Source organism: Microbacterium sp. P2_F9 (genome assembly GCF_056403635.1).
Genome location: NZ_JBFUFC010000057.1, coordinates 1 through 18,783 on the forward strand (window position 1 = coordinate 1; position 18,783 = coordinate 18,783).

An 18,783-nucleotide genomic window follows, 5' to 3' on the forward strand; every position below is an offset into this window, starting at 1 on the left:
GAGTGCGCCGCCGGCGACGCGGGGGAGCACATAGCGCCCACCAGCCGAGGAGTGCGTCACGATGTGGACGTCGATGTCGCCGGACTCCCGGATCACGGTCGCGCCGATCCCCGGCCCGGTGAGCGCAGCCGCGAGGCGCCCTCGGCGGCTGACGCCGATCACCAGCTGGGTCGCGTTCACCGACCGTGCGAATTCCACGAGGGAGATCGGCACGTCGTCGCCCACGACCTGGTGATACGTGCCGCCGAGCGATTCCACGAGGTGTCGCTGCGCGGCGAGCGCTCCAGGCGCCGACGTGCGCAGCCCGTCCTGGGTCGAGACGTGGACGGCGAGCAGCTGGCCACCGGCCGACCGGGCGGCGATCCGTGCCGCGCGGCGAATGAGGGTCTCGCCCTCCGCTCCACCGGTGAGGGCGACGACGATCCGCTCGCGGGCCTGCCACGTGCCCGTGATGCCGTGTTCGGCGCGGTAGCGCGTCAACGCGCTGTCCACCTCGTCGGCAAGCCAGAGCAGGGCGAGCTCCCGCAGCGCGGTGAGGTTGCCGAGCCGGAAGTAGTTCGACAGCGCGGCGTCGACGCGCTCCGCAGGATAGACGAACCCGGCGGAGAGCCGGTCGCGCAGCGACTGCGGGGCGAGATCGACCACCTCCACCTCGTCGGCGGACCGGACCACGGCATCCGGCACCGTCTCCTGCTGCACCACGCCGGTGATCTGCTCAACGACGGCGTTCAGTGAGGCGATGTGCTGCACGTTCACCGTCGTGATGACGTCGATGCCGGCGTCGAGCAGCGCCTCGACGTCCTGCCAGCGCTTGCCGTGCGGTGATCCGGGCACGTTGGTGTGAGCGAGCTCGTCGACGAGGGCGAGATCCGGATGCCGCGCCAGCACCGCGTCGAGGTCCATCTCGGTGAGCTCGACGCCACGGTGTGCGATTGTGCGGCGGGGCACGAGCGGAAGTCCGTCGATCCGCGCCGCGGTCGCGGCCCGATCGTGGGTYTCGACGACGGCGATCACGACATCGCGGCCGTCGGCGCGCAGCCGCTGGCCCTCTTCGAGCATCTCGTAGGTCTTGCCGACGCCAGGCGCGGCGCCGAGGAGCACCCGCAGACGGCCCCGCTTCATCGGTCGATCCTCTCGCGTTCGCCGTCAGCCCTGGAGGGCGTCCAGCGCGAGGTTGAGATCCAGCACATTGACCCTCGGCTCGCCGAGGAACCCGAGGTCCCGTGCCTGAATCCTAGACTCCACGAGGGTGCGCACGGCCGCCTCGTCGAGGCCGCGCGCCTCCGCGACGCGGTCGACCTGAAGGAGCGCGTACGCCGGGCTGATGTCCGGGTCGAGCCCCGAGGCAGAGGCTGTCACCGCGTCCGCCGGGATGTCGGATGCATCGACCCCTTCGAACGCGGCGGTCGTGGCCTTGCGCTCCTCGATCGCGGCGATGAGGTCGGGGTTCTCAGGCCCGAGGTTCGAGCCGCTCGATGCCCCGCCGTCGTAGCCTGCGCCGGCCGCAGAGGGTCGGGACTGGAAGTATCCGGGCAGCGGTGCGCCCGAGGCATCCGTCCACGACTGCCCGATCAGAGACGACCCGACCTGCCGGCCGTCGACGGAGACCGACGATCCGTTCGCCTGCCATGGCAGGGCGAGCTGGCCGATCGCGGTGATGAGGAGCGTGTAGCCGATCCCCAGGACGACCGTGAACACGAGCATGGCTCGCAGCGACACGCTCGCCTGTCGAAGAGTGGCGCGGGTGATGGACATTGTGTGGATCTCCTTGGGAGTCGGCAGCGGGTCAGAAGCCGGGAATGAGGCGCACGACGAGGTCGATCAGCCAGATCCCGATGAAGGGTGCGACGATGCCGCCGAGCCCGTAGACGGCCAGGTTGCGACTGAGGATCTGGGATGCGCTCGCGGGGCGATACTTCACGCCGCGCAGGGCGAGGGGGATGAGGGCGACGATCACGACCGCGTTGAAGATGATGGCGCTCATGACCGCCGATGCCGGGGAGTCGAGCCCCATCACGTTCAGCACCCCCAGCCCCGGGAAGACGCCCATGAACATCGCCGGGATGATCGCGAAGTACTTCGCGATGTCGTTGGCGAGCGAGAACGTGGTGAGCGCTCCGCGGGTGATCAGCAGCTGCTTGCCGATGCGCACGATGTCGATCAGCTTCGTCGGGTCGGAGTCGAGGTCGACCATGTTGCCGGCCTCTTTCGCCGCCGACGTGCCGGTGTTCATCGCGACGCCGACATCCGCCTGCGCGAGCGCGGGCGCGTCGTTCGTCCCGTCGCCGGTCATCGCGACGAGACTGCCGCCCTCCTGCTCGCGCCGGATGAGCGCGAGCTTGTCTTCGGGCGTGGCCTCCGCGAGGAAGTCGTCGACACCTGCCTCCGCTGCGATGGCCTGGGCGGTGAGCGGGTTGTCGCCGGTGATCATGACCGTGCGGATGCCCATGCTGCGCAGCTCGTCGAACCGTTCGCGCAGGCCGTCCTTGACGATGTCCTTGAGGTGGATGACGCCGAGCGCGCGCCCCGCCCCGGTCGCTGAGCCTGTCGAAGCGCTCTTCACAGCCACCACGAGCGGGGTTCCGCCCGACTGCGCGATGGCGTCGGTGGCGGCGGTCAGCTGTGCGCGCACGGCCGGATCCACCTCGGCGCCATCCCCGGACAGCCAGGCCAGCACGGCGGATCCCGCGCCCTTGCGGATCTGCGATCCGTCGGCCAGATCGAGGCCGCTCATGCGGGTCTGCGCCGTGAACGGCACCACCACCGCGCCAGGGGGCTGTTGGATCCGGATGCCGCGTTCCTCGGCGAGGGCGACCACCGAGGTTCCCTCGGGCGTGGGATCGGCAAGGGAGGAGAGCGCCGCCACGCGTGCCAACTCGTCGGCTGCCGTTGCTGAGCCCCCCAGCCCGGTTGCTGAGCCCCCCAGTCCGGTTGCTGAGCTTGTCGAAGCATCGGTCAGCGGCACGAACTCGCTCGCGCGCCGGTTGCCGTAGGTGATCGTGCCGGTCTTGTCGAGCAGCAGCGTCGTGACGTCGCCCGCGGCCTCGACCGCGCGCCCGGACATCGCCAGGACGTTGTGCTGCACGAGCCGGTCCATGCCGGCGATGCCGATGGCCGACAGCAGGGCGCCGATCGTGGTGGGGATGAGGCACACCAGCAGCGCGACGAGCACGGTGATGCTCACCGCCGATCCGCCGTCGGCGCCGAGGACGTACGACGCGATCGGGTTGAGGGTCAGCACGACCAGCACGAACGCGATGGACAGGCTCGCGAGCAGGATGCTCAGGGCGATCTCGTTCGGCGTCTTCTGCCGGCTGGCACCCTCGACGAGCGCGATCATCCGGTCGACGAACGTCTCGCCGGGCTTTGAGGTGATCCGCACCACGATGCGATCGGACAGCACACGCGTGCCGCCGGTGACGGCACTGCGGTCGCCGCCGGACTCGCGGATGACGGGCGCGGACTCCCCGGTGATCGCCGACTCGTCGACCGTGGCGATGCCCCAGACGATGTCGCCGTCCCCGGGGATCAGCTGTCCGGCGATCACGACGACGGTGTCGCCGAGCGTCAGGTCGGACGAGGCCACCTCGGTGGTCGCGGCGCGATCGGCCGCGGCATCCGTCGCTGCGTCGTAGTCGTCCACGCGATAGGCGATCGTGCTCGTGCGCGTCTTGCGCAGGCTCGCCGCCTGCGCCTTGCCGCGCCCCTCGGCGACGGACTCGGCGAGATTCGCGAACAGCACCGTGAGCCAGAGCCACACGGCGATGCCTGCGGTGAAGCCGAGCGGCACCGGGGTCCCGGCGGAGTCGCCGGGACCGCCGAGGAAGGGCTCGGCGACGGCGATCGCGGTAGTGAGGGCCGCGCCGACCCACACCAGGAACATGACCGGGTTGCGCCAGAGCGCCGCCGGGTTGAGCTTGCGCACGGCGCCGGGGAGCGCCTGGACGACCTGAGACCAGGTGAATGCGCGCGAGCGCGAGGGCGCCGGTGCGGGTGCACCTGAGGCGCGCTCCGCGGGACGGAGTGTTGCGGTGGACATGGTTCAGACGAGCCCTTCTGCCAGGGGACCCAGCGTGAGCACCGGGAAGTAGGTGAGTGCCGTGACGATGATCGCTACGCCCGCGAGCAGCCCGGCGAATTGAGGGGTGTAGGTCGGGAGCGTGCCGGCCGTCGAGGGGACGACATCCTGCTTGGCGAGCGACCCCGCGAGCGCGAGCACGAGCACCATCGGCACGAACCGGCCGAGGAGCATCGTGATCCCGAGCACCGTGTTGAGCCACGGGGTGTTCGCCGTCAGCCCCGCGAAGGCCGAGCCGTTGTTGTTCGCCGCGGAGGTGAAGGCGTACAGCACTTCGCTGAGCCCGTGGGCGCCGGGATTCCAGATCGAGACGGACTCGACGTCGTTGCGTACCCCGGGCACGGCGAAGCTGAGTGCCGTGCCGATGAGCACGAGAGCGGGCGTCACCAGGATGTACAGGCTCGCCAGCTTGATCTCCTGGGGCCCGATCTTCTTGCCGAGGTACTCCGGGGTGCGACCCACGAGCAGGCCGCCCACGAACACGGCGATGACGGCGAGCACCAGCATCCCGTACAGACCCGATCCGGTGCCGCCCGGAGCGACCTCGCCGAGCATCATGTTGATCATCGGGAGCATGCCGCCGAGCGCGGTGAACGAGTCGTGCATCGAATTCACTGCGCCGGTCGAGGTCAGGGTCGTCGCGCCGGCGAACAGCGTTGAGCCGAAGATGCCGAAGCGCTGCTCCTTGCCCTCCATCGCACTGCCGGCGAGCTCGGGCGCGGCGCCTTGACCCGATGCCTCGAGAAACGAGAGGACCGTGACGCTGACGAGGAAGATCGCCGCCATCACGCCGAGGATCGCGTACCCCTGCCGGTTGTCGCCGACCATCCGGCCGAACGCCCGGGGCAGCGCGAATGGGATGGCCAGGAGCAGCAGGATCTCGAGCATGCTGCTCCACGGGGTGGGGTTCTCGAACGGGTGCGCGGAGTTGGCGTTGAAGAACCCGCCCCCATTGGTGCCGAGCTCTTTGATCGCCTCCTGCGACGCGACCGGGCCGCCCGGCAGCACCTGCGTACCGCCCGTGATGGTGTGCACCTCGGTGAAGCCGTTGAAGTTCTGCACGACGCCCGCAGCGAGCAGGGCGATGGCCGCGACGATCGACAGCGGCAGCAGCAGCCGGAACGTGCCGCGCACCAGGTCGACCCAGAAGTTGCCGAGGGTGTCGGAGCGTCGCGCGGCGAAGCCGCGGACGAGCGCGATCGCCACCGCGATGCCGACGGCCGCCGACACGAAGTTCTGCACCGCCAGGCCGGCGAACTGCACGGTGTAGCCCATCGTGAGTTCGGGCGAGTAGGACTGCCAGTTGGTGTTCGTGACGAACGAGACTGCCGTGTTGAAGGCCAGCCCTTCGGGCACCGGAGGCAGACCGAGCGCGTACGGGAGCACCGCCTGCAGGCGCTGCAGCGCATAGACGAAGAGGACTCCGGTGGCTGAGAACACCAGCACGCCGCGCAGGTACGCCTGCCAGGTCTGCGCGGATGCCGGGTCCACCCCGATCAGTCGGTAGAGGCCGCGCTCGATCCGCAGGTCTTTCCGGCTCTGGTAGCTGTGCGCGATGTAGTCGCCGAGCGGCCGATACAGCAGCGCGAGGATCAGGATGAGCGTGGCCAGCTGAAGGACCCCGGACCACAGGGTGGCAGAGGTGAGGCCGCCCATCAGAACCGCTCCGGCTTCACGAGGGCGATGACGAGGTAGACGATGGCCGCGACCGCGAGCGCGGCGGCGATGCCGGCGAACACCGTCATAGCTTCTCGACCCCCTTGGCGATCAGGCCGACGAGCGTGAACAGCGCGAGCGTCGCGGCGAGATAGATCACATCGAGCACTGGAACTCCTGTCGATCCCGGGCGGACCCGGTGCGTGCCACGCGATTGCTGTTCGCGCGGATGCCCAGTGGCGGGCACGATCGATGCAACACTCGGCTCGACGCCCCGAGACCCGTCCTTACGGAATCCATACGGCCGGATGCCGGATCCTCACGTCACCTGTACGACAGTGAACTTTCGGCACGGGTGTCTCGTGTCCCTTTCAGGAGGTCTGCATGCCACGCGACGATGCCGTGCGGCTGAGCGCGCTGTACGAGGCGCACGCCGCGCCGGTCTGGCGCTACGTCGTGCATCTCACCGGCGACCGCACCGGCGCGGACGACGTCGTGCAGGAGACTCTCCTGCGTGCGTGGCGCACCCCGCGGATCCTCGAGCAGGATCCGGCGACGGCCCGCGCCTGGATGTTCACGGTGGCCCGCCACATCGTGATCGACGGGGTGCGCAGCGCGCACAGTCGACGCGAGATCGCCGTCGCCGATACTCCGGACGTCGCGACCGCCGATCTCACCGACGCCCTGTTCGAGGCGATCCTCGTCGAAGAGGCGCTGGCCTCCCTGTCGGCCGACCATCGCGGCGTCGTCGTCCGGGCGTACTTCGGCGGGCTGGCCGTGGCGGAGATCGCCGCCGAGCTCGACATCCCCGAGGGCACGGTCAAATCACGGCTGCACTATGCACTGCGGGCACTGCGACTCACCCTGCAGGAAAAGGGGGTGACGCGATGAACCCGGATCACGCGCACTTCGCGGATTGGGATGCCGCGTATGTCCTCGGGGCGTTGAGCCCGTCCGACCGGCGGCTGTTCGAAGCCCACCTGCAGGAGTGCGACGCCTGCCGCGCGGCGATCGTCGAGGCGGCGCCCACCCTCGTGCTGCTCTCGCGGGTCGCGTCCGAGCGTGCGGAATCACTGCTCGACGAGCCCCAGAGCAGCATCGGTCCGGATCCTGGCCTGCGCCGCGACGTCATCGCAAGAGGTGTCCGCGAGTCGCGCCGCCGCCGGCGCACCTGGTGGGTCGCGGGCGCCGCGGCGGCGGCCGCGATCGTGGTGGCTGTCGTGATCACGACGAGCATCTCGATCGGCGGCTCCACTCCGCCCGGCGGCGAACTGGTCACGCTGGATGCCATCGCCGACGTCCCGCTGACTGCGACCGTCGAGCTCGTCGACGTCGCGTGGGGAACCCGGCTGCAGATGACGTGTCGCTACGCCGCCGAAGCCGAGTCCGAAGCGGCGGAGCAGGGATGGCCGTACGCGCTCGTGGTGACCTCGGTCGACGGCACCACCAGCGAAGTCTCCAGTTGGCGTGCGCTGCCGGGCAAGACCGCCCGGATCGAGGCGGGCACGGCCCTCGATCCCGATCAGATCGCCTCTTTCGAGGTGCGCTCCGTGACAAGCGGTCGAGTGCTCATGCGGACCGAGCTGAGGGACACCACCGGCACCGGAGGATGAGCCCGGCACGGCGTCGGGTGGGAGTGGCAGGATGGCGGCATGCCGGAATCCCCTGAGGTGCAGGCACTCGCCGATTTCCTCGACGCGCGGGTCACAGGCCGCGCGATCGCCGACGTCGACATCCTCGAGTTCCGCACGGTGAAGACCCGCACCCGCCCGCCCGCGCAGCTCGTCGGCGAGGCGGTCACGACCGTGCGCCGCATCGGCAAGCACGTCGATCTGCAGTTCCCCGATCGGCACCTCGTGCTCACCCTCGGTCGATACGGCTGGGTGCGGTGGGGCGAGCCCGGCGCGCCGGTGCCGGTGCTCGACGACCCGCCCCCGACGCTGGCGACGATCGGCTTCGACGACGGGGGAGTGGCGGAGGCGACGGATGCCGGCTCCTGGGTCTCGCTCGCGCTCTGGGTGGTCGACGACCCGCGGGACGTTCCCGCGAKCGGCAAGCTCGGGCCCGACCCCGCCGATCCGGCGTTCGCGCGCGCGGACTTCGACCGCCCGTTTGCTGGGCGGCGCAAGCAGGTGAAGGCGATCCTGCAGGACCAGGAATCGCTTGCCGGCATCGGCAACGCCTATTCCGATGAGATCCTGCACACCGCGAAGGTGTCACCGGTGGTGCAGGCGGCGACGCTGTCCGCCGAGGAGATCGATCGGCTGTACGACGCGACCACGGGTGTCATCCGTGACACGACCGCCGCCCGGCGCGGCATTCCGATCGATCAGCTCAAGGCCGCGAAGGTCGCCTCGATGCGCGTGCACGGCCGCACCGGGCAGGCGTGCCCGGTCTGCGGCGACACGATCCGCGACTTCGCGTTCGCGAGTACGACCGCGCAGTACTGCCCGACGTGCCAGACCGGCGGGGCGGTGCTGCCCGGCTGATCCACGCGCAGCCGGGTTAGGATCGGGTCATGGCGACCTCGAACCTCCCCCTGCCCACGCTCATCCCGGTCGGCGATGCGACCCCGCTCACGGTGCTCGCGACCGATGCGTCGTGCTGCGGCGGCGAGAGCTGCTGCATCTAGCAGCTGGGCTGCCCGCACACCTTCAGCTCAGTGCCCCGCAAAAGGCGCGGCGTCCTGGTCGTCCGCAGGCTTGCGGATGAAGAACGCGCCGACGAGCAGCGGCAGTGAGACGATCGCCGCGAGCAGGAACGCCGCGTGCGCTCCGGCCGCGCCGGCTTCGGCGAGCGACGCCCCCGACTGCACCGCGGAGGCCGTGACCGCCGACATGACGGCGATCATCAGGGCGATGCCCGCCGCGCCGGCGACCTGCTGGACCGTCCCGACCACGGCGGAGCCGTGGGAGTACAGCTTCGGCCGCAGTGAGCCGAGCGACGCGGTGAACAGCGGCGTGAAGGACATCGCGAGACCCAGCGAGAGGATCGTCTGGGCGATCGCGACCACCCAGATCGACGTGTTCTCATCGAACGTCGTGAAGTACCACAGCGATCCCGCGGCGATGATCGAACCGGGGATGAGCAGCACCCGGGTGCCCCAGCGGTCGTAGATCCGGCCGATGAGCGGACCGGTGAAGCCCATCACGAGCGCGCCGGGCAGGGCGACGAGGCCGGTCTGCAATGCCGAGACCCCGAGGACGGCCTGCAGGTAGAGCGGAAGAACGGTGAGCGTTCCGAAGAACGCGACCGAGAGCAGCCCCATCTGGCCGATCGACAGCGAGAAGTTGCCGGAGCGGAAGACCCGCAGATCCATCAGCGCGTCGTCCTCCTTCTGCAGGTGCAGCTGTCGCCAGATGAACAGCCCCAGCGCGATGACGCCCACCGCGAGGGAGACGATCATCGAGATCGTCGAGAGGGAGGATGCCGCGGCATCCGCTTCCGTCACCCCATGCGTCGCTGCGCCGCCGACCTGGCTCAGACCGAACACGATCCCGCCGAAGCCGAAGGCGGAGAGGATGATCGAGAGCACGTCGAGCGGCGCCTTGGTGGTGCCGCCGAGGTTGTGGATCCAGCGGGCGCCGATGAACAGCGCCGCCAGTGCGATCGGCAGGATGATGCCGAAGATCCAGCGCCAGCTGAGCGTGTCGAGCAGGAACCCGGACAGCGTCGGGCCGATGGCCGGCGCGAGCGAGATGACGACGCTGACGCGCCCCATCATGCGACCGCGCGCGTGCGGCGGAACAACCGTCATCATCGTCGTCATCAGCAGGGGCATCATGATCGCGGTGCCCGATGCCTGGACGACGCGTGCGACCAGCAGCACCGGGAACCCCGGCGCGAGCACGGCGATGAGCGTGCCGAGCGAGAACAGGGTCATCGCGGCGATGAACACCTGGCGGGTCGTGAACCGCTGCAGCAGAAAGCCGGTGATCGGGATGACGACCGCCATGGTCAGCATGAACGCGGTGGTGAGCCACTGGGCGGCGACCGCGGTGATGCCGAGGTCGACGATGAGGTGCGGGATCGCCACGCCCATCGTGGTCTCGTTGAGGATCGCGACGAACGCGGCCGCGAGCAGCAGCCAGATGACCCGGTTCTCTTCGCGCCCTAGTACGGCGCGCGCGGGCACGCGAATACTGCCAGTGCCGGGGATCGCATCCGTCATGGCCATGGTCGTCTCCTCGTGTCGGGGCGGGGCAGGCGACCACCGAAGTGGCGCATGATCAACGGTAACGGCCTCGTCCGACACCGCATTCCCGGATTGGGTGCCAGCGTTCGGATATGACCGCGACACCTCTGCCCCATACCGCCCTCGCGCTCTAGTCCGATCCGGTCGGGGGGATCGACTTCCACCAGAGCGAAGACCCGATGCACAGCGACTCCGAGCCCGACGTCCCCGGCGCTGATTAGGCTTGCGAGCATGAGTCTCGGCGGAATGCATGGTCCCGGCGGGCCCGGCGGCGGTGCCGGCGCTCCCGGAGCGCGCGGCGGTGCCCGAGGCAGTGCCGGTGGCGCCTCCGGCGGCGGGGCGACCTTCCGCGGCGTCGACATCGCGGCGCAGAAGCGGCTCAACGCCGCCGCCCCCGTCATCCCGGATCTGGGCCACCGCGTGATCGCGCTGTTCCGTCCGTATATCGGGCGGCTCGTGTTCACGGGGCTGCTCGTCGTCGCCGGCGCGGCGATCGCCGTCGTCCCCGCCCTCATCGTGCAGCGCATCTTCGACGACGCCCTGTTCCCCGTCGATGGCGGCAGCCCCGACATGCCCCTGCTCATCCGGCTCGTGCTCCTCATGATCACGCTGTTCCTCTTCTCCGCCGGACTCGGCGTGGTGCAGACGTGGCTCACCGCGACCGTCGGCAACAACGTCACGGGCGACCTTCGGGTGCGACTGTTCGATCACCTGCAGTCGATGGAGCTCGCCTTCTTCACGCGCACCAAGACCGGCGTCATCCAGTCCCGCCTGCAGAACGATGTCGGCGGAGTATCGGGCGTGCTGACCAACACCGTCACGAGCATCCTCGGCAATCTCGTCACGGTCATCGCGTCGCTCATCGCCATGATCCTCATCGACTGGCGCCTCACGCTCATCGCGGTAGTGATGATGCCGTTCCTCGTCTTCGTCCAGCGCCGCGTCGGACAGGTGCGTGCGCGCATTGCCGGCCAGACCCAGGAGTCGCTCTCCGAGCTCACCGCCATCACGCAGGAGACCCTCAGCGTCTCGGGCATCCTGCTTTCGAAGTCGTTCAACCGCCAGCGGGCGGAGTCCCAGCGGTACCAGCACGAGAACCGTCACCAGGTGGGTCTGCAGGTCCGCCAGTCCATGAGCGGTCAGGGCTTCTTCGCGGTCGTCCAGGTGCTGATGTCATCGGTTCCGGCCGTGATCTACCTCGTCGCGGGGTACCTCATCACCGGCAGCGTCGATGAAACGATCACCGCGGGCACGATCGTCGCCTTCACGACGATCCAGGCGCGGCTGCTGTGGCCGCTCATGGGCCTCATGCGGGTCGCTCTGGACGTGCAGACCTCCGCGGCACTGTTCTCGCGGATCTTCGAGTATCTCGACCTGAAGCCCGCCATCAGCGACGCACCCGACGCTGTTCCCCTGTCGGGCGCGCCAGGCCAGCTCGGGCGCGTCGAGTTCCGCGACGTGTCGTTCCGGTATCCGGATGCCTCGGCCGAGGGTCGACCGACGCTGCAGGGAGTCTCGTTCATCGCCGAGCCCGGCCAGCACGTGGCCTTCGTCGGTCCGTCCGGGGCGGGCAAGACGACAGTGCTGTATCTGACGCCGCGCATGTACGAGGTGTCGTCCGGCTCCGTGCTGTTCGCGGGCGAGGACGTGCGTCGCCTCACGCAGGAGTCCATCATCGCCAACGTCGGGATCGTGTCGCAGGAGACCTACCTGTTCCACGCGACGATCCGCGAGAACCTGCGGTACGCGAAGCCGGATGCCACCGATGCCGAGCTGGTCGAAGCCTGCCGGGCGGCGAACATCCACCACGTCATCGAGACCTTCGAGAACGGGTACGAGACGATCGTGGGGGAGCGCGGCTATCGGCTCTCCGGGGGCGAGAAGCAGCGCATCGCGATCGCGCGCGTGCTCCTGAAAGACCCCGCSGTGCTGCTGCTCGACGAGGCGACCTCGGCGCTCGACACGGTGTCCGAGCGGGTGGTCCAGGAAGCGCTGGACGCCGCAGCCCGTGGCCGCACGACGCTCTCGATCGCCCATCGCCTCTCGACCGTCATCGGCGCCGACGTCATCCATGTCGTGGACGGCGGCCGCATCGTCGAGTCGGGCACCCACACCGAGCTCCTCGCGCGCGGCGGGCTCTACTTCGAGCTGGCGGAGCAGCAGCTCGCCTCGTCCCGCATCCTCGAGATCGAGTCCTCCTTGCCGCAGCCGGGGGCCTGACGCAGCTACCAGAGGCGGGCGGCGGCCGCGAGGAAGGCTGCGTCGTCCGGCACTTCCGCGGCGGGGCCGCCCCGCGACCACAGCTCCCGGGTGAAGACCCCGAGCGCGCGGCGGTACCCGTCATCGGGGTGATCCTGCGCGATCCGCACGAGGGGCGGGAGGTCCATCGCGAGGATCAGACGCACCCGCGCCTGCACTGCGGCGGGGTGCCCCGCGGCGTCGAGTTCGGCGATGCCCCCCGACATCCCCTCGAGGTACTCGCGCAGCACCGGCACGGCGTGCTTGCCCTGCGAGATCGACGAGCCGTCCGCGCGCTCGCGCCAGTGCGCGACGACATCGGGGATGACGTCGAAGCTGCGGGCGCTCGCGTACATGCGCTGCGCGACCACCTGGTCCTCATACAGTCGTCCGACCGGGAACCGGAGCCCCGTCCGCCGCCAGAATTCGAGCCGGCTCACCTTCGACCAGGCGACGATGTTGCCGGATGCCTCGGGGTGCTGGTCGATCGTCACCGCTCGGCGCTCCGGCGCGGTCGCGGCCGCGACCCAWGGCTGCACGACACCGGGGGCGTAGCCGCCGTTGCCGTCCGGCCGCAGCCGCACGTAGGCGCCGGCGGCGAAGTCGCTCCCGGTCTCGTCGAGCACGCCCACGAGTCGCTCAAGGGCGGTCGGCGTCAGCGCGTCATCCGCGTCCAGGAAGCCGATCATCGGCGTGGCCGCGAGGTCGAGTCCGGTGTTGCGCGCGGCGGCGAGTCCTTGGCGATGCTCGTGCCGGACGACGCGGAAGCGCCGATCCTCGGCGGCCGCAGCGGTGAAGATCGCGCCCGTCTCGTCGGTCGATGCGTCATCGACCAGGATGGCCACCCAGTCGCCGCGCGTCTGCCGTTGGAGCGAGGCGAGCGCCTCCGCGGCGTAGGGCGCGACGTCGTACCCGGGCACGATGACGGTGACAGCGGGCGTATTCATCTGCCCGATTGTATGGCCGCCACGGATGCCGCGACCGCGTCGGCGACACCGTCCAGCGGCTCGCGCAGATCGTGCGGGAACGAGAAGCGCACGGCGGTCTGCGCGACCTCTCGCGGCACGCCCATCGCGACGAGCACGTGCGAGGCCTCGTCGCTGCCCGCCGCGCAGGCGGAGCCGCTCGAGGAGACGATGCCGCGCCGTTCCAATTCCAGCAGCACCGCCTCGCCGCTCGTCCCCGCGAAGGTGAAGCTCGCGGTCGCGGGCAGACGGTGCACCGGGTCTCCGGTCAGTCGCGCCGACGGCACGCTGTCGAGCACGCGCCGGATGAAGGCATCCCGCAGCACGATCAGACGGGTGGATGCCTCGATCCGTTCGGTTTCGGCGAGTTCCAGGGCGGTAGCCAGCCCGACGGCGCCTGCGACGTCCTCGGTGCCGCTGCGACGACCGCGCTCCTGACCGCCGCCGTGCAGCAGGGGTTCGAGCGGGATCCGACCGCGGACGCCGAGCGCGCCCGTGCCCTTGGGCGCCCCGACCTTGTGCCCGGCGACGGAGATCGCATCGACGCCGAGCTCCGCCGCCGACAGCGACAGCCAGCCGGCAGCCTGCACCGCGTCGATGTGCACGGGGATGCGGCGGGTTCGGGCGATCGCGGCGATGGCGGCGACATCCTGGATCGTGCCGACCTCGTTGTTCGCGTAGCCGATGCTCACGAGCGCCGTGTCGTCGCGCAGCGCGCTGCCGACGTCGGCGGGGGAGACCCGCGCGTTCGCGTCGACCGGCACGTGCGTGAGGTCGAACCCGTGCACGCGGGCGAGGTACTGCGCGGACTCCAGCACCGACTCGTGCTCGATGGGCGTCGTGACGAGGTGGCCGGCGCCGCGCCCGAGCTGCGCGGCGATCGCGATGCCCTTGACCGCGAGGTTGTTCGCCTCGGTGCCACCCGACGTGAAGACGATGTCGCCGGTGCGCAGGCCGAGCACGCGCGCCACGCGGGCCCGGGCATCGGCGAGGGCTTCGGCTGCGGCCTCGCCGACGGTGTGGTGGCTCGACGGGTTGCCGAACCAGTGGGTGAGGAACGGCATCATCGCCTCGAGCACCTCGGGCCGCACCGGACCCGTCGCGGCGTTGTCGAGGTAGCGGAGCGCCACGGTCAGTCCTGCAGCACGGAGGGATCAGTGTCGATGCGCACGTCGAGCCCGACGTCGAGTGCGCGGGCGGAGTGGGTCAGCGCGCCGACCGAGATGACGTCGACGCCGGTCTCCGCGATCGCCCGGACGGTCTCCAGAGAGACGCCGCCGGATGCCTCGACCGTCGCGCGGCCCGCCACCTGGGCGACGCCGCGGCGGAGGTCGTCGAGCGAGAAGTTGTCGAGCATGATCGTGTCGATCCCGGCGGCGAGCACCGGCTCGATCTGGTCGAGTCGGTCGACCTCGACCTCGATGTGGGCGGTGTGGGGCAGACGGGTCTTCGCCGCGAGCAGTGCGTCGGTCACCGAGGCATGCTTCTGCGCCAGCACCGCCAGGTGGTTGTCCTTGGCCATGACCGCATCGGACAGCGAGTACCGGTGGTTTCGTCCACCGCCGTTCACCACGGCGTGCCGCTCGAACGCCCGCAGCAGCGGAGTGGTCTTGCGCGTGTCGGCGATCCGGGCGTTCGTGTGCGCGACCTCGGCGACGTACCGACCGGTGAGGGTGGCGATGCCCGACATCCGCTGGACGAAGTTGAGTCCGATCCGCTCCGCGGTGAGCACGGACCGCGCCGGGCCCGTCACCACCGCGAGCACCGCGCCGGCCTCGAACCACTCGCCGTCCTCGACGACGAGCTGCACCGCGACCCGAGAATCGGTGAGCCGGAACGCGGCTTCGAAGACGGCGCCGCCGCTGAACACGCCTGGCTCGCGAGCGACCAGATCTGCGCGTGCCACGGCGGTCTCGACGATCAGGTACTCGCTCGTGAGGTCGCCCCAGGGGGCATCCTCTTCGAGCGCGGCCGCGACGACGCGGTCGATCACCGCAGGCGTGAGCATCAGGCGACCGCCGGCGTCTGCGTGAGCACGGCGTCTTCGGGCACATCGTCACGGCGATAGTGGGCGCCGACCGATTCGTGGCGCGCGCGGGCCGCCGCGACGAGCTGCTCGGCGACCGCGAGAAGGTTCTCGTCCTCGAACTGCGCCTCCGTCCGCGGTGTCCGGTGGGCGGCGTGCCAGCCGGCGAGGACGGATGCCGCGTGCCGCAGCCCCTCTTCGTCCCGGACGAGTCCCGCGTCCTCCCACATGAGCTCCTGCAGGGCGGCGCGCGAGAACGGCGGCACCGACACTCCGGGTTCGAGGTGTCCTGGGTCGACGTCGCGGCCGGCGGCGCCCGCGACCGGCCACACGCCGGTCTCGAGGTCGGCGGCGATCGCATCGCCGGCGCGGGCGCCGAAGACAGCGCCCTCCAGCAGAGAGTTCGATGCGAGCCGGTTCGCACCGTGGACGCCCGTGCGGGCGACCTCGCCGACCGCATACAGCCCGGGGATCGACGTGCGGCCCTCGATGTCGGTGACGACCCCGCCCATCAGGTAGTGCGCGGCGGGAGTCACCGGGATCGGGTCGCGAGCCCAGTCGAGCCCACGGTCGCGCACCGCGCGGTCGATCGTGGGGAAGCGCCGCGCGAGGAACTCGGCACGCTCCTCGTACGTGGGCCGCAGTCCGGTCGCGTCCAGGCGCACCGGGCGTCCACCCTGCAGCTCCATCTGCCGCGCGATCGCGCGGGCGACGACGTCGCGGGGGGCGAGCTCGCCATCCGGGTGGGCGTCGAAGGCGAACCGGCGGCCATCGTCGTCGATCAGGGTCGCGCCCTCGCCGCGCACGGCTTCCGACACCAGGAACGAACCGGCAGCGGCGTTCCCCTCCAACACCGTCGGGTGGAATTGGAAGAACTCCAGGTCATCGACGGCAGCTCCCGCGCGGATCGACGCCGCGATGCCGTCCGCAGTGGCGACCGGCGGGTTCGTCGTGTGGCTGTAGAGCTCGCCCGCTCCACCGGTGGCGAGCACTACCGCGTCGGCCGCGATCTCCTCGCGGCGCCCCTCGACAGCGGGGGTCGCGGCGGTGGCTGCCCGGTCGCCGACGAGCAGGTCGACGCCCCGCACGCGTCCGTCCCGGAGCACGAGATCCATCAGGAACGCGTGCTCGATGACGCGCACGCTGCTGGCCCGGAGCCGCGCGACGAGCGCCTTCTCGATCGCGGTGCCCGTGGCATCCCCTCCTGAATGCAGGATGCGCGGATACGAGTGCGCCGCCTCCAATCCCTTGACGAACGCGCCTTCGGCGTCGCGGTCGAACGAGACGCCGAGGTCCACGAGTTCTCGGATGCGCGCGGGTCCCTCTTCGGCGAGCACGCGCACGGCGGCGGGGTCGTTGAGCCCCGCCCCCGCGGTGAGCGTGTCGCGGATGTGGTCGGCGATCCGGTCGTCGTCGAACATGACGCCGGCGATGCCGCCCTGCGCGTAGCGGGTGTTGGCGTGCTCGAGCACGTCCTTCGTCACGAGCGTGACGTGGCAGCCGTGCTCGACCGCGTGCAGCGCGACAGTGAGGCCGGCGATGCCCGATCCGACGACGACGACCTCGACAGCGAGATCATCCGGCCCCTGAGCCTGTCGATCGGGTCCCTGAGCCTGTCGAAGGGTCATGACGCGTTCTCCCACGCTGCGACCGGCGCTGCCGGCGGCTTGGCGGCCAGCATCCGCTCCAGCGCGAGGCGTGCGGGGTCCGCGACATCCTGCGGCACCGTGATGCGGTTGCGCACCTCGCCGTCGACGAGGCCCTCGAGCACCCAGGCGAGGTAGCCGGGGTGAATGCGGTACATCGTCGAGCAGGGGCAGACCACCGGGTCGAGGCAGAAGATCTCGTGCTGCGGGTTGGCGGCGGCGAGGCGCTGCACGAGGTTCACCTCAGTGCCGATCGCGAACGTCGTGGGCTCGGTCGCGGCCTCGATCGCCCGGCGGATGTAGTCGGTGGATCCGGACTCGTCGGCGGCGTCGACGACGGCCATCGGGCATTCCGGGTGCACGATCACGCGCACGCCGGGGTGCTCGGCGCGGGCCTTGTCGATCTGGTCGACGGTGAACCGGCGGTGCACCGAGCAGAAGCCGTGCCACAGGATCACGCGCGAGCCGAGCAGGTCGTCGGCGGATGCCCCGCCCAGCGGCTTGTTCGGATTCCACATCGGCATCTGCTCGAGCGGGACGCCCATCGCCTTCGCGGTGTTGCGGCCGAGGTGCTGATCGGGGAAGAACAGCACGCGACGGCCGCGCTCGAACGCCCACTCCAGCACGGTGCGCGCGTTGGACGAGGTGCAGACGATTCCGCCGTGGCGGCCGACGAAGCCCTTGATCGCGGCGGAGGAGTTCATGTAGGTCACCGGGATGACCGGCACGAGACCGTCGGCATCTGGGGTGTCCATATCGCCGTAGATGTCCTCGAGCTGCTCCCAGCACTCTTCGACCTGGTCGATGTCGGCCATGTCCGCCATCGAGCAGCCGGCCGCGAGGTTGGGCAGGATCACGGCCTGCTCGGGTCGGGAGAGCAGATCAGCGGTCTCGGCCATGAAGTGCACGCCGCAGAACACGATCGCCTCCGCCTCAGGGTGCGCCTGCGCGGCATTCGCGAGCTGGAACGAGTCGCCGACGTAGTCCGCGTGGGCGATGACCTCTTCGCGCTGGTAGAAGTGGCCGAGGATCACGACTCGGTCGCCGAGCGTCGCCTTCGCCGCGACGATCCGCGCGTCGAGTTCGTCGTCGGATGCCTCGCGGTACTCGGCGGGCAGCTCGCCCTGGCGGGGCGACCCGGTGGGGATCACGTCCCCCATCGAGGAGCCGGGGCCGTAGCCGGGGCGGGTGTCGAAGTTCCAAGGTCCGGCGGCGAGATCGGTGTTGCAGGTCTCGGCGGTCGATGCTCCGGCGACGATCGCCTGGATCTCCCGGTCGACCGACGGGTCGATGGGCCGAGGCTGGAGGGTGAGGTTCACGGCAGACATGGGGACTCGATTCACTGGGCGACGCTGAGCGGGCCGCGTTCGGCGAGCTCGACGTCACGGTCGTAGCGGTACAGGCGCGCGGGCCGGTGGCTGCCCGTGCGGAAGCGGTCGGTGGGGATCAGGTTTCCGGATGTCTCGACCTGGCGACGGAAGTTCGCGGGGTCGAGGCGTCGGCCGAGGATCGATTCGTACACCTCGCGCAGCTGCGCGAGAGTGAACTCATCGGCAAGGAGGCCCTGCGCGATTCGGCTGTAGCCGACCTTGTTGCGCAGACGCCAGAGGGCGTACTCGACGATCTCGTTGTGGTCGAACGCCAGCTGGGGGAGATCGGCGACTTCAAACCACGCGACGTTCTCCTGGGTGGCGGTGAACGAGACGTCCTCGCGCACGAGCGCCCAGTACACGATCGACACGACGCGGGTGGGGGAGCGGTCGACCGCGCCGAAGGCGTAGAGCTGCTCGAGGAAGCTGGGGGCGAGCCCGGTGGTCTCGGCGAGGGTGCGGGATGCCGCGGCATCCAGGCTCTCCGCGATGTCGAGCCAGCCGCCTGGCAGGGCCCATGAGCCCTCGAAGGGGTCGCGAGTGCGACGGACGAGCGGCAGCACGACCACCGGGCGGTCCTGGCCCGGGTGGCGCCGCAGGCTGAAGATC

Annotated in this window: 17 protein-coding genes; 4 read left to right on the forward strand and 13 right to left on the reverse strand. The window is 70.2% G+C overall.

Translation table 11 applies throughout. The features are described 5' to 3' along the window. From AC1DVT_RS08190 to AC1DVT_RS08215, 6 genes are all read right to left on the reverse strand, one after another. Nucleotides 1–1,122, reverse strand: a 1,122-nt coding sequence (locus tag AC1DVT_RS08190) for a universal stress protein (protein ID WP_477388056.1), incomplete at its 3' end; no start/stop codon positions are given. Nucleotides 1,123–1,146: 24 nt separating this feature from the next. Further along, entirely contained in the window at nucleotides 1,147–1,755 is a 609-nt protein-coding gene (gene kdpC / locus AC1DVT_RS08195) for a potassium-transporting ATPase subunit KdpC (RefSeq protein ID WP_477388058.1), read from the reverse strand. A 31-nt stretch (nucleotides 1,756–1,786) separates the two neighbouring features. Beyond that, on the reverse strand, nucleotides 1,787–4,039 hold the full coding sequence (kdpB, locus tag AC1DVT_RS08200) for a potassium-transporting ATPase subunit KdpB (RefSeq protein ID WP_477388060.1): 2,253 nt from the start codon (nucleotides 4,037–4,039) through the stop codon (nucleotides 1,787–1,789). A gap of 3 nt (nucleotides 4,040–4,042) precedes the next feature. Continuing rightward, nucleotides 4,043–5,734 carry a potassium-transporting ATPase subunit KdpA gene (gene kdpA, locus AC1DVT_RS08205; RefSeq protein ID WP_477388062.1) on the reverse strand — a complete coding sequence of 564 codons (1,692 nt, stop codon included), beginning with the start codon at nucleotides 5,732–5,734 and terminating at the stop codon, nucleotides 4,043–4,045. Next, nucleotides 5,734–5,823, reverse strand: coding sequence for a potassium-transporting ATPase subunit F (locus AC1DVT_RS08210; protein ID WP_457100215.1), 90 nt, complete (start codon nucleotides 5,821–5,823; stop codon nucleotides 5,734–5,736). Before AC1DVT_RS08210 ends, kdpA begins: the two co-directional genes overlap by 1 nt. Further along, the gene (locus AC1DVT_RS08215) at nucleotides 5,820–5,981 is read right to left on the reverse strand and encodes a hypothetical protein (RefSeq protein WP_477388064.1); all 162 of its coding nucleotides are present in this window, start codon (nucleotides 5,979–5,981) and stop codon (nucleotides 5,820–5,822) included. Before AC1DVT_RS08215 ends, AC1DVT_RS08210 begins: the two co-directional genes overlap by 4 nt. A gap of 137 nt (nucleotides 5,982–6,118) precedes the next feature. On the opposite strand from AC1DVT_RS08215, the gene AC1DVT_RS08220 reads away from it, so the two are divergent. Genes AC1DVT_RS08220 through AC1DVT_RS08230 form a run of 3 tightly spaced genes read left to right on the forward strand, consistent with a single transcriptional unit; the run spans nucleotide 6,119 to nucleotide 8,223 of the window. Further along, entirely contained in the window at nucleotides 6,119–6,625 is a 507-nt protein-coding gene (locus AC1DVT_RS08220) for a sigma-70 family RNA polymerase sigma factor (RefSeq protein WP_477388066.1), read from the forward strand. Further along, nucleotides 6,622–7,347: a zf-HC2 domain-containing protein gene (locus AC1DVT_RS08225; protein ID WP_477388067.1), complete on the forward strand. Its 726-nt coding sequence runs from the start codon at nucleotides 6,622–6,624 to the stop codon at nucleotides 7,345–7,347. Before AC1DVT_RS08220 ends, AC1DVT_RS08225 begins: the two co-directional genes overlap by 4 nt. A 39-nt stretch (nucleotides 7,348–7,386) precedes the next feature. Further along, nucleotides 7,387–8,223, forward strand: coding sequence for a DNA-formamidopyrimidine glycosylase family protein (locus tag AC1DVT_RS08230; RefSeq protein ID WP_477388069.1), 837 nt, complete (start codon nucleotides 7,387–7,389; stop codon nucleotides 8,221–8,223). A 170-nt stretch (nucleotides 8,224–8,393) separates the two neighbouring features. On the opposite strand, the gene AC1DVT_RS08235 is transcribed toward AC1DVT_RS08230, so the two are convergent. Continuing rightward, nucleotides 8,394–9,911: a DHA2 family efflux MFS transporter permease subunit gene (locus AC1DVT_RS08235; RefSeq protein ID WP_477388071.1), complete on the reverse strand. Its 1,518-nt coding sequence runs from the start codon at nucleotides 9,909–9,911 to the stop codon at nucleotides 8,394–8,396. Between the two features lie 249 nt (nucleotides 9,912–10,160). On the opposite strand from AC1DVT_RS08235, the gene AC1DVT_RS08240 reads away from it, so the two are divergent. Then, nucleotides 10,161–12,149 (forward strand): ABC transporter ATP-binding protein, encoded by a 1,989-nt coding sequence (locus AC1DVT_RS08240; RefSeq protein ID WP_477388073.1) that lies wholly within the window; start codon nucleotides 10,161–10,163, stop codon nucleotides 12,147–12,149. A gap of 5 nt (nucleotides 12,150–12,154) precedes the next feature. On the opposite strand, the gene AC1DVT_RS08245 is transcribed toward AC1DVT_RS08240, so the two are convergent. Genes AC1DVT_RS08245 through AC1DVT_RS08270 form a run of 6 tightly spaced genes read right to left on the reverse strand, consistent with a single transcriptional unit; the run spans nucleotide 12,155 to nucleotide 18,782 of the window. Further along, on the reverse strand, nucleotides 12,155–13,114 hold the full coding sequence (locus AC1DVT_RS08245) for a glycosyltransferase family 2 protein (protein WP_477388075.1): 960 nt from the start codon (nucleotides 13,112–13,114) through the stop codon (nucleotides 12,155–12,157). Then, nucleotides 13,111–14,262, reverse strand: coding sequence for a cysteine desulfurase family protein (locus AC1DVT_RS08250; protein WP_477388077.1), 1,152 nt, complete (start codon nucleotides 14,260–14,262; stop codon nucleotides 13,111–13,113). The genes AC1DVT_RS08245 and AC1DVT_RS08250 overlap by 4 nt, the downstream gene beginning before the upstream one ends. A 2-nt stretch (nucleotides 14,263–14,264) precedes the next feature. Then, nucleotides 14,265–15,140 carry a carboxylating nicotinate-nucleotide diphosphorylase gene (nadC, locus tag AC1DVT_RS08255; RefSeq protein WP_477388079.1) on the reverse strand — a complete coding sequence of 292 codons (876 nt, stop codon included), beginning with the start codon at nucleotides 15,138–15,140 and terminating at the stop codon, nucleotides 14,265–14,267. Further along, nucleotides 15,140–16,786: an L-aspartate oxidase gene (nadB, locus tag AC1DVT_RS08260; protein WP_477388081.1), complete on the reverse strand. Its 1,647-nt coding sequence runs from the start codon at nucleotides 16,784–16,786 to the stop codon at nucleotides 15,140–15,142. The genes nadC and nadB overlap by 1 nt, the downstream gene beginning before the upstream one ends. After that, nucleotides 16,783–18,132 (reverse strand): quinolinate synthase NadA, encoded by a 1,350-nt coding sequence (gene nadA / locus AC1DVT_RS08265; RefSeq protein WP_477388083.1) that lies wholly within the window; start codon nucleotides 18,130–18,132, stop codon nucleotides 16,783–16,785. The genes nadB and nadA overlap by 4 nt, the downstream gene beginning before the upstream one ends. 11 nt (nucleotides 18,133–18,143) lie before the next feature. Continuing rightward, complete coding sequence (locus tag AC1DVT_RS08270; protein WP_477388085.1) at nucleotides 18,144–18,782, reverse strand: NUDIX hydrolase; 639 nt, start codon at nucleotides 18,780–18,782, stop codon at nucleotides 18,144–18,146. Between the last annotated feature and the right edge of the window lies 1 nt (nucleotide 18,783).